The following is a 13,787-nucleotide window of genomic DNA, read 5'->3' on the forward strand; positions in this document are numbered from 1 at the left end:
GGAATGTCATGAAGAAAATACTGAAATTGCCGACTGCCGCCGCGGTATTGGCGCTGACTGCCCAGATGGCCGTTGCGGCGCCTGAAACCGTTTCCGGTCCTGGCGCCGATCCTGACTGCTTCGCATCTGTCTCGAGCGACACCAAGTACTTCCAGTGGCCGGCACGCGAAGGGCCCTTCAAGATTGCCCTGGTAAACGGCTTCATCGCCAATGACTGGCGCGTGCAGATGATTGCCGTGGCAAAGGCCTATGCCGAACAGGACGAGGTCGCGGCCGATATCGAGGAGTTCAAGGTGATCTCCGTCGGGGAGGACATCGCCGCCCAGATTGCCGCGGCGAACAACTTCATCGATCAGGAATTCGACGCCATTATCGTGAATGCCAACAACACGGCGGCCTTCGGCGGCGTCGTGCGCAAAGCCAATGAAGCCGGCGTCATCGTGCTCAGCTTCGACAATGTCATCGACGATCCGATGAACGTCCAGATCAATGTCGACCAGAAGGGCATTGGCTACAAGGCCGGTGAATTCCTTGCGGGCAAGACCGGCGGCGACGAGGCCGATCTGCTGTTCGTGCGTGGTCCTGCGGGCCAGCCGGTCGATATTGCACGCGCGGAAGGCTTTCACGCGGCGCTTGAAGACACCGGACGCAAATTCAACGTGACCGAAGTTGTCGGCAACTGGAACCCGGGCGACGCCCAGAAAGTGACAGCAGACGCGATCGCGGCGGGGGGCATGTTCGACGGCATTTATGTCGAGGCCGGTTCGCAAGGGGCGGCACAGGCAATGATCGATGCCGGCAAATTCATCGTTCCCGTCGTGGGCGAGGATGAAAACGCCTTCCGTCTCCTGTGCAACGAATATCACGACAAGGGCATGGAATGTCAGTCCGGTGGCACCGGCCCCGCGCAATCCGCCGTGACGATCAAGGTTGCCCTGGCGGCGCTCAAGGGGGAAGTCATTCCGCAGCAGATCGCGTTGCCGACCTCGTTCTCCTTCTCACCATACGAAGAAGGTGTCGAGGTCTTTCCGGACCTGCCGGGCAGTGCCTTCACCGGCAACAATTTCCCGGCCTGCAACATCGGTTTCACCACAGAGGAAATCGCGGCGCAGGATGGCAAGAACAATTGAGGCCTGAAAATGCAGTTTCGCCGGCGACGTTCCGGTCGCCGGCGAACACTGCTCTGGTTGGGGATGGCAAAGTGACGGTCACGGAAATATCAGCGCTGTTGCGCATGACGGGCATTTCGAAGCGCTATGGCGGTGTGCGGGCGCTCCAGGACGTGGATTTCGAGGTCCGGCCAGGATCGATCCACGCGCTTCTTGGCGAAAACGGTGCCGGAAAATCGACGCTCATCAAGGTTCTGTCGGGCGTGGTTCAGCCGGATTCCGGCACGATCGAACTGGATGGGGAGCCGGTTTGTTTCTCCAATCCGCAGGAAGCGAACGATGCCGGAATTTCATGCATCTTCCAGGAGCTTTCCCTGCTGCCCGAGCTGACGGTTGCCGACAATATCAGCATCACCCGTCCGCCCGGCCGTTTCGGGCTGATCGACTATCGTGCCCAGCGGCGCATCGCGGAGGAAGCGCTTGCCCGGGTTGGTGGCGAGACCATCGATCCCCGGGCAACGGTCAAGGACCTGTCACTGTCGCGCAGGCAGATGGTGGAAATCGCCAAGGCCCTCGCCCGCAAACCCAAAATCCTCATTCTCGACGAGGCGACATCCGCATTGACCGCTGCCGATGTCGAGAAGGTCTTCAGCATGCTGCATCGGTTGCGCGCCGAAGGCATGGCGATCATCTACATTTCCCACCGCATGCACGAGATCGCCGAATTGGCGGACATGTGCACGGTCTACCGAAACGGCCGCAAGGTGGAAACCTTCAAGGCCGGCAGCAAGTCGGACAATGCCATCGTCGAAATGATGATCGGCCGGGAATACGACAGTGTCTTCCCCGGCAAGGCGGGCGGGAAGTCCGGCGTGGCACCGATCCTCAGGATGCGCGACTTTAGCTGGGGCAACGAACTCAAGGGTATCGATCTCGACATCTGCCCCGGCGAAATCGTCGGACTCGGCGGCCTTGACGGGCAGGGGCAGCGCCAGTTGCTGCTCGGTCTGTTCGGCACGCTGATCGGTGCGAGCGGGTCAATCGAAATCGATGGCCGGTCGGCCCCACTGAAAAGCCCGCAACAGGCAAAATCCGACGCATTCGGCATCGCGTTGGTGCCGGAGGATCGCAAGCACGAGGGCCTGATGCTGCCGATGACGGTTCGCGAGAACCTTTCCTTTGCGGCGGTCGAGAAGGTCAGCCGTTTCGGAATTGTCGACCTGCGCGCTGAAGAAAATGCCATCGACGAGATTGTCGAACTGCTCAAGATCAAGGCGGACGGCATCGATGGTCCTGTTGGCGCCCTGTCAGGCGGAAATCAGCAGAAAGTGGTTATCGGCAAATGGCTGATGACCAAGCCGCGCATCATTCTGCTTAACGATCCCACACGGGGTATCGATGTCGGAACCAAGCAGGAAATCTACCAGCTTCTCCAGAAGCTCGCTTCGGACGGCGCCGCAATCCTGTTCTACTCGACCGACTACGACGAGCTGATCGGATGCTGCGACCGGGTGCTGGTCATGTATGACGGCGCGGTTGTCAGCACACTCAGCGGCAGTGACCTGAACGAAAAGAACCTCGTGTCGGCTGCCTTGAACCTTCCTGCCGGTGCCGATGAAACCTCAATGGCTGCACACACGCGGGAGGCCGCACTATGAGCCTGTTTACCCAGTCAACAGCCGAAGAGACACGCTACCTTCAGGGCGTGTTCAGGCTGCACCTTTCGCAGGCGCAGCGCGGCATCCTGTTTGCCGTGCTGATCTTCTCCGCGATGTTCGCCGTCTACGGCTGGCAACAGCCCGTCGGACTGACCGCCAACGTGATCAACACGTCGGCGAACAAGGGGGCACTCCTGGCGCTGGTTGCCATGGCCCAGACATTGCCGGTCCTGACTGGCGGCCTTGACCTGTCCGTCGGCGCGATCTTCGTCTTGTCCAACTGTCTGGCATCGACGATCGTCACCGGCGATCCCGTCTCGACCGCTTTCGGCATTGTCGGAGTTCTCCTGGTGGGGTTGCTGTGTGGTGCCACCAATGGCGCCATCATCGTTTACGGCCGCCTGCAGCCGCTGATCGTGACCCTGGCGATGGGCGCCGTCTATTTCGGCATTTCCCTGGCGATCCGTCCCCAGCCAGGAGGATCGGTGAATTTCGAACTGGCTGACTTCATGACGCGCTCGACCCACGCGATACCCCATTCGGTGTTGCTTCTCCTGGCTGTCGTCCTGTTCATCTGGGTTCCCTATCGCCGCTCGGTGCTTGGCCGGGCCGCTTTCGCGATCGGTTCTTCGGAACAGGCAGCCTACATGTCCGGTGTACCGGTCGACCGGGCGAAAATCCTTGCCTATGCCCTGTCGGGCCTGTTCGCGGCAATCGCCGGGCTGCTGTTGACCGCGATCACCTATTCGGGTGCCGCGAAGATATCGATCGCCAACGATTACACGCTCAATTCCATCGGTGCCGTCGTGATCGGCGGCACCTCGCTTTTCGGCGGCGTGGGAAGTGCCATCGGCTCGATCTTCGGTGCGTTCGTCATGCGGACCGTCGGCGATCTTCTGATCGTGTTCGACATCAATCCCGTCTTGCAGCCGCTCTTCGTCGGCATCGTTCTGCTGGTTGCCGTCAGCCTGGGATCGCTGCGCGTGTTGCGGATCAAAAACAAACTTGACCTGTATCGGTAGGGCACGCTCATGGACGCTGCAAACGTCATCCTGAAACAGTTCGATCGTGCAACGCTGATCGCGTTCGCCTGTATCGTCATTCTCCTCGTGATCGGCGCCATTGCCGAACCGGCTTTCCTGTCGCCCCAATACCTGCTGCAGCAATTGCACACGGCGTCCTTTCTGGGCGTCGTTGCGTCCGGCGTGATGCTGGTCATTCTGCTGGGATATATCGACCTGTCCATCCCGTGGAGCATTGCCGTGGGGGCCATGATGGCAACCGGTGCCACCGGTTTCTTCGGTCCGGAGTGGGGAATAACGCTGGCGGTTCCCTTCGGTGTTTTCTGCGGTGCGCTGATTGGCACCGTCAACGGGCTGGGTGTTGCCTACCTGCGGGCACCTGCCATGATTTTCACGCTTGGCGTGAATGCGGTCGCACAAGGGTTGATGGTGTATCACACCGGCGGCTTTGCGCCCCAGGACCGGGCAACGCCCTTCATGCGGGAGCTGGCGGTCGGCCATCTTGTCCCGGGCGTTCCCAATCCCCTGTTGATCTGGATCGTCCTGGGCGCGGCAATCATGTACATGCTGAACCGCACGACCCTGGGCCGCCGGATCTATGCAATCGGAAACCAGGAGCGCGCGGTCTTCCTGAGCGGTGTCGACACGCGAAAAGTGATCCTGATCTGTTTCATCCTGTCCGGTGCCTGTGCCGCCATGACAGGCATTCTTCTGGCCGGATGGGCCAATCGCTCCTATCAGGCCATGGGAGATCCCTATCTGCTGCCGACAATCGCGGCCGTCATACTTGGCGGGACCAATGTTCTGGGAGGCCGGGGGAAATATGTCGGCACCGTTGCCGGTGTCATCCTGATCACGATCCTGCAGTCGATGCTTTCGGTGGTCCAGCCACAGCGTTTTTTCGCACAGGCCGGACTGGACCTGCCCGCGGACACTTTCAGACAGGTGGTGTTCGGCATGGTCATCATCGGCATGCTGCTCCTCTACGGGAGGCAGCAACTTGTACGTTGATCCTGCCCGCAGTCGCCAAATTTACCTCTCCCATTGGGAGAGGTCGGACCTAATGTCCGGGTGAGGGGGCAGACTTTTTTCTGTTTTCAGGCGTTTGTTCCCTCACCCCAACCCTCTCCCACCGGGAGAGGGAGCCATGCTCTGCCAAATGCGATTGCCCTGCCTCCTGGGGGAGGCTGGAACAAGCGGCAAAGCCTGTTTGCGCACAGAGGCTCCTGCTTAACCGGACACCAGTGGAGTTGTCCTTGCCGTGACGCGTTTCGCCTAAAAGACGAGTGGAAGCGAAGACCATGGCCAGTTTTACTGTCCGTCCGGCCAAGTGCGACAAATCCTTCTCAAAACCATTTCCCTAGAACGGATATGGACAAGATCGAATTCTCGGCAATTTCGGTCTTTCCGATGGTCCGTTTTTGTTCCGAATTATTGTCGTATACCGTAAAGCCAGTCCGGAGATCTGAAGTTCTTGGGCTTGATGGACTGATTTCAGGGAGTTTTTTACTCCTGCCCCTTAGGGGAAATACCTATGCAGTATCCAATGTGACTATAGACTTGAGTATCGCTATACGGAAGTAGGGCATACATAAGTAGTCTTGAACGGGTGGACTTCGCTGTTACTACACTGCGTTGCAGCAATCAGGCCGTGAGCAAAGTCGTGCCTGACTGGTGGTAACGGGTTAGGGCGGAGGAGACTGCATGTCCGAAAAACCATCCAACAACGCATATTGGTCGGCCAATATGCGCATCATCGTCGTCAGCCTCATTATTTGGGCGCTGGTCTCGTTCGGCTTCGGCATTCTGCTGCGTCCGCTGCTCAGCGGCATCAGCGTGGGCGGAACCGACCTGGGCTTCTGGTTCGCCCAGCAGGGTTCGATCATCGTCTTCCTGGCGATCATTTTTTTCTACGCCTGGCGCATGAACAGGCTCGACCGCGAACACGGCGTCGACGAAGAGTAAGGACCGGGCAAGATGGATCAGTTCACTATCAACCTGCTGTTCGTGGGCGCGTCGTTCGCGCTCTATATCGGCATCGCGATCTGGGCCCGGGCGGGCTCGACCTCCGAGTTCTACGCCGCCGGACGCGGCGTTCATCCGGTCACCAACGGCATGGCGACCGCCGCGGACTGGATGTCGGCGGCCTCCTTCATCTCCATGGCCGGTCTGATCGCCTTCACCGGCTATGACAATTCCACCTACCTGATGGGCTGGACCGGCGGCTACGTGCTGCTGGCGCTGCTGCTTGCGCCCTACCTGCGCAAGTTCGGCAAGTACACCGTTTCGGAGTTCATCGGCGATCGCTTCTACAGCCCGACTGCCCGCATCGTGGCCGTCATCTGCCTGATCGTCGCCTCGACGACCTACGTGATCGGCCAGATGACCGGCGTCGGCGTCGCGTTCGGCCGGTTCCTGGAAGTCGACAACACCACCGGCCTGCTGATCGGTGCCTGTGTGGTGTTCGCCTATGCGGTGTTCGGCGGCATGAAGGGCGTGACCTACACCCAGGTCGCCCAGTATGTGGTGCTGATCACCGCCTACACGATCCCGGCCGTGTTCATTTCGCTGCAGCTCACCGGCAACCCGATCCCGGGTCTCGGCCTTTTCGGTACGGATGTTGCGAGCGGCGAGCCGCTGCTGGCCAAACTCGACCAGGTGGTCACCGAGCTCGGCTTTGCCTCCTATACCGCTCACCACGGCGACACCTTCAACATGGTGCTGTTCACCCTGTCGCTGATGATCGGCACCGCAGGCCTGCCGCACGTGATCATGCGCTTCTTCACCGTTCCGAAGGTCTCCGACGCACGCTGGTCGGCCGGCTGGGCCCTGGTGTTCATCGCGCTGCTCTACATCACGGCGCCGGCCGTCGGTGCGATGGCCCGCCTCAACATCACCGACATGATGTGGCCCAACGGCACGGACGGCGACGCGGTCTCGGTGGAAATGATCGAGAACGATGCCCGCTACGACTGGATGGAAACCTGGCAGAAAACCGGTCTTCTCGGCTGGGAAGACAAGAACGGCGACGGCAAGATCCAGTATTACAACGACAAGTCCGAAACCATGCAGGCCAAGGCGGCGGAGAAAGGCTGGGAAGGCAACGAGCTCACCAACTTCAACCGTGACATTCTCGTCCTGGCCAACCCCGAAATCGCCAACCTGCCCGGCTGGGTGATCGGTCTGGTCGCCGCCGGCGGCCTCGCGGCCGCCCTGTCGACCGCGGCGGGCCTGCTCCTGGCGATCTCGTCGGCCGTGTCCCACGATCTCATCAAGGGTGCGATCAATCCGGGCATCTCGGAAAAGAAAGAACTTCTGTCCGCAAGGATCGCGATGGCGGTCGCCATCGGCGTCGCCACCTATCTGGGGCTCAATCCCCCGGGCTTTGCGGCGCAGACGGTGGCGCTCGCCTTCGGGCTGGCGGCGGCGTCGATCTTCCCCGCGCTGATGATGGGGATCTTCTCGACCCGCATCAACAACACCGGCGCTGTCTCCGGCATGCTGGCGGGCCTGGTCGTGACCCTTGTCTACATCTTCCTGCACAAGGGTTGGTTCTTCATTCCGGACACCAACAGCTTCACCGACGCGGACCCGCTGCTCGGCACCATCAAGTCGACATCGTTCGGCGCGGTCGGAGCCCTGGTCAACTTCGTGGTGGCATATGTTGTCTCCGGCATGACCAAGGAAACACCGCAGGAGATCAAGGACCTGGTTGAAAGTGTCCGGGTTCCGCGCGGCGCAAGCGCTGCCCAGGCGCACTGACGCAAGCTCAAGGGGGAGGCGGCTGACGGCTCCCCCAACCTCCCAGACTTGTCCTGCCCGGTCTATACCGGGCAGGATCTTTCGGTTTTAACAGCCAGGTCAGCCAAATGCCCCTGTCATCCGATCAGATCCTGCAGTTCCTGAAATCCGTGCATCCCTATGATGCGATGCCCGAGGCGGCACAGGAAGTGTTGTCGCGTCGGATCGAAGCCTGGCGGCTGGCGCAAGACATGGTCGTTTACGATCTCGGTGACCGGTTGAAAGGGCTGTTCCTGATTTTCGAGGGAGCTGTCGAGATCCGGGACGAAAACGGCGAGGTTCTCAGCCAGCTCCGTCAACGCAACAGTTTCGGCGAACGCGGCCTGATGCTGGACGGCATTGCGGTCACCTCGGCGCGTACCAGCGAGGATACAACGCTGCTGGTGGTGCCGCCCGACGTGTTCCACGACCTGATCGCGACGCAGCATTGCGTGGCGCGCTTCTTCGACCGGGCCCGCAAGACGCAGGCGAGCGGCAATGAGCTGGCGCTGACGCGTGCAAAGACGCTGATGTCGACGTCTCCGCTCACCTGCCGGCCTGACGACCCGGTTCAGCAGGCGGCACAGGTGATGCGCGACAATCACGTGTCCTCACTATGTGTGCTGGACAAGGACGGCGGGCTGGTCGGGATCGTCACGATCCGGGATCTGTCGGGGAAGGTCCTCGCAGAAGGCCGCCCTTCGGACACGATTGTCGGGGACATCATGACGGCCGATCCGGTTACCCTGACCCCGAACGCGATCGGGTCCGACCTGTTGCATCTGATGATGGAAAGGCGGATCGGGCATGTGCCCATTGTCGAAGGAGGCCGGTTGGCGGGCATTGTCACGCAGACCGATCTGACCGCCTTCCAGGCCATCAGTTCCGCAGAGCTGGTTGCCGAGATTTCCCGCTGTGGCAATGCGGAAGAGATTGCCAAGGTCACGGCCCGGATCCCCAGGCTGCTGGTGCAGCTGGTGGCCGGTGGCAGCCGGCACGAAGTGGTGACCCGGCTCATTACAGACATTGCCGACACGGCAACCCGCCGCCTGCTGGTGCTCGCCGAGGAGAAGCTCGGGCCGCCGCCCGTGCCGTATCTGTGGCTCGCCTGCGGATCGCAAGGCCGGCAGGAACAGACCGGCGTCAGCGATCAGGACAATTGCCTTTTCCTGGATGACGAGGTCAGGCCGGAAGACAGGACCGGCTATTTCGCCGACCTGGCCCGGTTCGTTTCGGATGGCCTCAATACCTGTGGCTATGTCTATTGCCCCGGGGAGATGATGGCTACCAATCCGCGCTGGTGCCAGCCGGTCGCTGTCTGGAAGAGCTATTTTGACGGCTGGATTGCCAAGCCAAATCCGGAAGCCCAGATGCTCAGCTCGGTGATGTTTGACCTCAGGCCTATCGGTGGCGACAAGAGCCTCTTTCAGGATCTGCAAGGGGAGACGCTGAAAGCGGCAAGCGAAAACTCGATTTTCGTGGCCCACATGATCAGCAATTCGCTGAAACACACACCTCCGCTCAATCTTCTGCGCGGCCTGGCAACCATCCGCTCGGGGGAAAACAAGAACACGCTGGACCTGAAACACAACGGCGTGGTGCCGGTGGTCGATCTCGCGCGTATCTATGCCTTGCGCGGGCAGATCGGCGAGGTCAACACAAGGGCTCGCCTGGAAGAAGCGCGTGAGAGGGGGCAGCTCAGCCTGTCGGGCGCTGGCGATCTTCTGGATGCCTATGACCTCATTGCCGAAACCCGCCTACTGCATCAGGCGAACCTGGTGAAACACGGATCCGCACCGGACAATTTCCTGCAGCCCTCCAGTCTTTCGGATTTCGAGCGGAGCCATTTGCGGGACGCCTTTGTTGTGGTCAAGACGATGCAATCGGCGGTGGGGCATGGACGAGGCATGCTGAGCTGATTGAAACAGGCAGAGGCCAGCGTTGGAGCCGCGGGTCGAAACTGCCGGGAGGAAACGATGTTCGTGGAACTGATCGCAACGCTGGTTGCCGGTGTGGCGGGCGCCGGGCTGGTTATGCTGCTCAACCGGTTATTGGGAGGGCGGCTGCCGCGCTGGTTCGCGCCTGTTGCCGCCGGTGCGGCCATGCTTTTGACCACAATCGCCAGTGAATACGGCTGGTATGACCGGACCCGGCAGACGTTGCCCGAAAGTGTGGTCGTTGCCCAAACCGTTGAAAGCAGGGCTTTCTACCGTCCGTGGACCTATGTCGTGCCATTTGTCGAACGATTTGTCGCGATCGACATGGCCTCGCTTCAGACCCATCCGGAGCAACCTGGGTTGCGTCTGGTCGACGCCTATTTCTTCGGACGCTGGTCGCCGGTCAACAAACTGCCCGTGATCGCGGATTGCGTAGAGCTGCGACGCGCTGCCCTGGTCGATGGTGTCAGTTTCGAGGCTGATGGCGCCGTCAAAGGGATCACCTGGACACCTGTTTCCGATAAGGATGCCATCGTTTCCACGATTTGCGGGGCGGGGTGATGCTGACCGGCTTCAACCTGCGGCTTCGTATCTTCCTGATGTTTGCCGGCGTTGCCGCCGCAAGCGGCTGCGTTGTTCTGGCGGCGCTCTATTTCGGCTACAGGCGAACCGGTGAGACCGACATTTTGTCCGGCTTCCTGTTTGCCGGCGTTCTCTCCAGCTTCGGTCTGCTGGCGATCCTGGCGGGGGTCTGGCTCCTCTTCGACGAAAACGTTGCCAAGCCGATCAACCGGTTGGCGGCGGCAATGCGTACCCGCGCGCATGCCGACGCGGCACCCGGCCTCGATCTTGAGGAAGCGCGCTATCTCGGTGATCTTGCGCCGGCATTGCAGGCGGTGACCGGGCGGCTGTCGCAGATTTCGGGTGAAGCAGACGGCCCCGCGGCCAGGGAAACGTCGCGCCTGATGGCCGAACGTGCGCATCTGGCCCTTCTCCTGACGGAGATCCCGGTCGCGATCGTTCTGGTGAGCCCAGCTCACCGTATCATGCTTTATGACGGGCAGGCCGCGGACATTCTCGGCCAGGTGCAGGTGCCGAGACTGAGTGCATCGATCTTCGACTATTTTTCTGAAACCGAACTGCTTGAGGCTTTTCACCAGCTTGATGGTAGCCGTAAGGAGATCGATGTCAGGGTGAGCGGGACACGTGACAGGTTGGAGTTTCAGCTGCGTCTCAAGAAACTCAGCGAAGCATCCGGCTACATGATCCTGATCGACGACGCTGGTGCGAGGATGTCGCCGGAAGCCTCCCGGCCGCTCATTTACGATTTCGACTTGTCGGAGCGTAGCAGCGAACGCGCGCTCATGAAGATTCCCCTGAAGGACCTGACCTTCGCCGTGTTCGACACGGAAACGACCGGGCTGATGCCGAACAAGGACGAGATCGTTCAGATCGGTGCCGTCCGCGTTGTCAACGGCCGGCTCGTGGAGGGAGAGGTGCTGGACCAGCTGGTCAATCCGGGCCGTCCGATCCCGCCGGCTTCAACGAAGGTTCACGGGATCTTCGACGAGATGGTGGCCGATGCACCGGATCCGGCCACAGCGGTTGCGCAGTTTCACGACTTTGCCCACGATGCCGTTATCGTGGCCCACAATGCTCCGTTCGACATGGCTTTCCTGCAGAAGCATGGCAGACGGGCCGGCCTGTCCTTCGATCATCCGATCCTGGATACGGTGCTCCTGTCGGCCGTGGTGTTCGGCACCAATGAAGAGCATACCCTTGACGCGTTGTGTGCCCGTCTTGGGGTCACCATTCCAGCCGGGCTCAGGCATACGGCCCTCGGCGACGCCTATGCCACGGCCGAGGCCCTGTGCAGGTTGCTGCCGATCCTCTCGTCACTTGGCCATGACACCTTCGGCGCTGTCGTTGAACAGACGCGCAAGCACGGGCGGCTGCTCAAGGACCTCAACTGAAGAGACGGTCCGTTTGATGAAACGGACACGCCAGGTGACGGGCTGACGGAGATGCCATCCGGCATGACCCGGTCTCCTGTACGGGAGACCATCAGGGCAGGATCGAGATATCCCGAAACGGGTTGAACGGCGCCGTCTTGGGAGAAATCGTGCTCATTTCCTTGCAGAAGTCGGGCATGCTGACATTGAACTCCCGCAGGCGCCGGTCGAAGGGCGGCTTGCGCAGGTGGTCCACGGAAGGGAGCTTCCAGTTGCCATGATTTCCGAAAATCGCTCTGCCCAGTTCGGACGAGTGCACGGACGTGACCATCGTGGCGAAGAATTCCTCGACATTGCCGAAGTCCCCGCTCATCGGCAGAAGGTCTCCGGACTTGGTCAACCGGCTGGCCCCGTAGACGGTGCGCAAGCTGTGGCTCAATTCATGGATAAGGAATTCGTGGGGGGCGCCGAACAGCTGTTTCTTGCCGACCCGGCCCGGGGAAAATTCCACCATCGACCGTGATCCTCTTGCGGATTTCCCAAGGTCGTTGTTGCCGGAATGAACGTGGCTCGCCGCATTTTCCATAGCATTGTCGAAACCATCTGCTGCCAGGTTCGGTTCCACGATCACATCGAACGGAGCGCGGGCAAGCCGGTCAAGAACGATCCTTCCGGTCCGCGTTTGCCGGACCTCCATCAGCACTGCCTCGATACTTGATTTGTAGCGTTGCTGGGCGGACTTCGATCCGCCACTTCGAATTACAATTGCCATGTCGTCCTACCTTTTAAATCGGCATTTCCGGGAGGCCAGATGGAAATAAATCGTTCCTCCCGATGGTCGGCATTGTCCAAATTTTTTTAATTTTTCTGAGTGTTGTTTCGATAAATATTGAATAGTGAGTTTCTCTATTGAACCAGTCAATCCGTAGGTAGCTTTGTTATTGGTAGTTTGCGAGATTTGTTGGTTGAGTACTTGGTTTTATGTTCATACTGGTTGCAGTTCGTAATCAAGGGATTGTCAGAACCGGGATGTCTCACACAGGCGGTCCGACGGCCGTAACAGTGTTCAGAGCGCCAGGACCCCTCCATCGACGGCAATCGCCTGGCCGGTCAGATAGGTGTTGGCCGGGCGCAGGATCGACAGCATGGTCTCGACGATTTCCTCGGGGTTGCCGAGGCGTTTCATGGGGACGCCGGACGCCAGAAACGCCTCACGGTCCGCGAAGCCGCTATCTGTCATGAGCGGCGTCGGACTGAAGAACGGACAAATTGCGTTGACGCGGATGTCCCGCCGGGCGAATTCGGCGGCCGCGGTTTTGGTCAGGCCGACAACGGCGTGTTTCGAGGCCGCGTAGGCGGCGAGTTTCGGAGCGGCGTTGAGGCCGGCGACCGAGGCGACGTTCAAGATGGCGCCACCATGCTCCAGCATCAGCGGAATCTGGTGTTTCATGCCGAAGAAGACACCTTTCGTATTGACGGCGAAACACCGGTCCAGATCGTCTTCGGTGGTTTCCAGAAGACTCGTCATGGGTGGTGCGAAGCCGGCATTGTTGACGGCGATGTCGAGACCGCCAAACGCATCTCCTGCCCGTTGGCAGAGGGTTTGAACTTCCTCTTCCTGGGAGACATCGCAGCGCAGAAGCTCGGTGGAGCCGCGCAGGTTTGCGGCCAGCGCATTGAGCCCTGCCGTGTCGATGTCGCCGAGAACGAGGTTGGCTCCGAAAGCCGCCAGCCGTTCGGACAGCAGCCTGCCAAAGCCGCTGGCAGCCCCCGTAACGAGAATGGTTTTTCCGGAAAACTCCGATGTCACTGACTGCCTCCCTGTACCGTGCCGGTCCATTTAGTCTTGCAACGGTCCCGAAAACAACGGTACGCAGATCGCATCAACCGGCTGACACAGCCTTAAACAGCATTGCTCTCCGTTTTGGCAGTGCCGGGCGTCACAGGCAGGCAACGCGGCCCCGATCTATCTGTCTCTCATCGGGGACGCACAGATCCCAGCAGAAACACAGATGCCGGAGCGGAAGCGCCATGATTGCCAGACTGACCGAACCAGATTTCACTTCGCGCGGACACGAGACCGCCGCTCCCGTTCCCAAGACCGGTAAACGTGCCGCTTCGAAAGTCCGGTCCGGGCTGGGCAGTCTCGGCTGCATGATCCGCAAGGCCCGCGAGCAGCTGCGTGTCTCCCGCGACGAGTTCAGCCTGCTGGACGTGGTCGTTCCGCCGGGCGAAGACGGTCCGATGTCGCGGCAGGAGCTCAATGACTGGATTTGCCGGACCTCCAAAAAGGGCAAGGACAACAGGCCGGGCTAACGGCTGGTGTTCG

12 protein-coding genes are annotated in these 13,787 nt (G+C 60.4%); 10 read left to right on the forward strand and 2 right to left on the reverse strand.

All coding sequences use genetic code 11. The features are described from left to right. Window positions 1-8 precede the first annotated feature (8 nt). The 9 genes from O6760_RS16420 (at window position 9) to O6760_RS16460 (ending at window position 11,479) form a co-directional block, all read left to right on the forward strand. On the forward strand, window positions 9-1,130 hold the full coding sequence (locus O6760_RS16420) for a substrate-binding domain-containing protein (RefSeq protein ID WP_269580793.1): 1,122 nt from the start codon (window positions 9-11) through the stop codon (window positions 1,128-1,130). A 104-nt stretch (window positions 1,131-1,234) separates the two neighbouring features. Continuing rightward, a complete protein-coding gene (locus O6760_RS16425; protein WP_269586292.1) occupies window positions 1,235-2,767 on the forward strand; it encodes a sugar ABC transporter ATP-binding protein in 1,533 nt (510 codons plus the stop codon). Next, window positions 2,764-3,789: an ABC transporter permease gene (locus tag O6760_RS16430; RefSeq protein ID WP_269580794.1), complete on the forward strand. Its 1,026-nt coding sequence runs from the start codon at window positions 2,764-2,766 to the stop codon at window positions 3,787-3,789. The genes O6760_RS16425 and O6760_RS16430 overlap by 4 nt, the downstream gene beginning before the upstream one ends. A gap of 9 nt (window positions 3,790-3,798) precedes the next feature. After that, a complete protein-coding gene (locus O6760_RS16435; protein ID WP_269580795.1) occupies window positions 3,799-4,800 on the forward strand; it encodes an ABC transporter permease in 1,002 nt (333 codons plus the stop codon). A gap of 693 nt (window positions 4,801-5,493) precedes the next feature. Continuing rightward, window positions 5,494-5,754: a DUF4212 domain-containing protein gene (locus tag O6760_RS16440; RefSeq protein ID WP_269580796.1), complete on the forward strand. Its 261-nt coding sequence runs from the start codon at window positions 5,494-5,496 to the stop codon at window positions 5,752-5,754. A 12-nt stretch (window positions 5,755-5,766) separates the two neighbouring features. Beyond that, a complete protein-coding gene (locus O6760_RS16445; protein ID WP_269580797.1) occupies window positions 5,767-7,551 on the forward strand; it encodes a sodium:solute symporter family protein in 1,785 nt (594 codons plus the stop codon). A gap of 107 nt (window positions 7,552-7,658) precedes the next feature. Continuing rightward, a complete protein-coding gene (locus tag O6760_RS16450) occupies window positions 7,659-9,488 on the forward strand; it encodes a DUF294 nucleotidyltransferase-like domain-containing protein (protein WP_269580798.1) in 1,830 nt (609 codons plus the stop codon). A 57-nt stretch (window positions 9,489-9,545) separates the two neighbouring features. Then, window positions 9,546-10,067: a hypothetical protein gene (locus O6760_RS16455; RefSeq protein ID WP_269580799.1), complete on the forward strand. Its 522-nt coding sequence runs from the start codon at window positions 9,546-9,548 to the stop codon at window positions 10,065-10,067. Continuing rightward, window positions 10,067-11,479: a 3'-5' exonuclease gene (locus tag O6760_RS16460; RefSeq protein ID WP_269580800.1), complete on the forward strand. Its 1,413-nt coding sequence runs from the start codon at window positions 10,067-10,069 to the stop codon at window positions 11,477-11,479. The genes O6760_RS16455 and O6760_RS16460 overlap by 1 nt, the downstream gene beginning before the upstream one ends. 91 nt (window positions 11,480-11,570) lie before the next feature. Here O6760_RS16460 and O6760_RS16465 read toward each other — a convergent pair whose 3' ends face one another. After that, window positions 11,571-12,230, reverse strand: coding sequence for a hypothetical protein (locus O6760_RS16465; protein ID WP_269580801.1), 660 nt, complete (start codon window positions 12,228-12,230; stop codon window positions 11,571-11,573). A 294-nt stretch (window positions 12,231-12,524) separates the two neighbouring features. Beyond that, the gene (locus tag O6760_RS16470) at window positions 12,525-13,268 is read right to left on the reverse strand and encodes an SDR family NAD(P)-dependent oxidoreductase (protein WP_269580802.1); all 744 of its coding nucleotides are present in this window, start codon (window positions 13,266-13,268) and stop codon (window positions 12,525-12,527) included. A gap of 221 nt (window positions 13,269-13,489) precedes the next feature. On the opposite strand from O6760_RS16470, the gene O6760_RS16475 reads away from it, so the two are divergent. Beyond that, window positions 13,490-13,774: a hypothetical protein gene (locus O6760_RS16475; protein WP_269580803.1), complete on the forward strand. Its 285-nt coding sequence runs from the start codon at window positions 13,490-13,492 to the stop codon at window positions 13,772-13,774. The last annotated feature ends 13 nt before the right edge of the window (window positions 13,775-13,787 follow it).

Source organism: Roseibium sp. Sym1, assembly GCF_027359675.1.
Lineage (GTDB): Bacteria > Pseudomonadota > Alphaproteobacteria > Rhizobiales > Stappiaceae > Roseibium.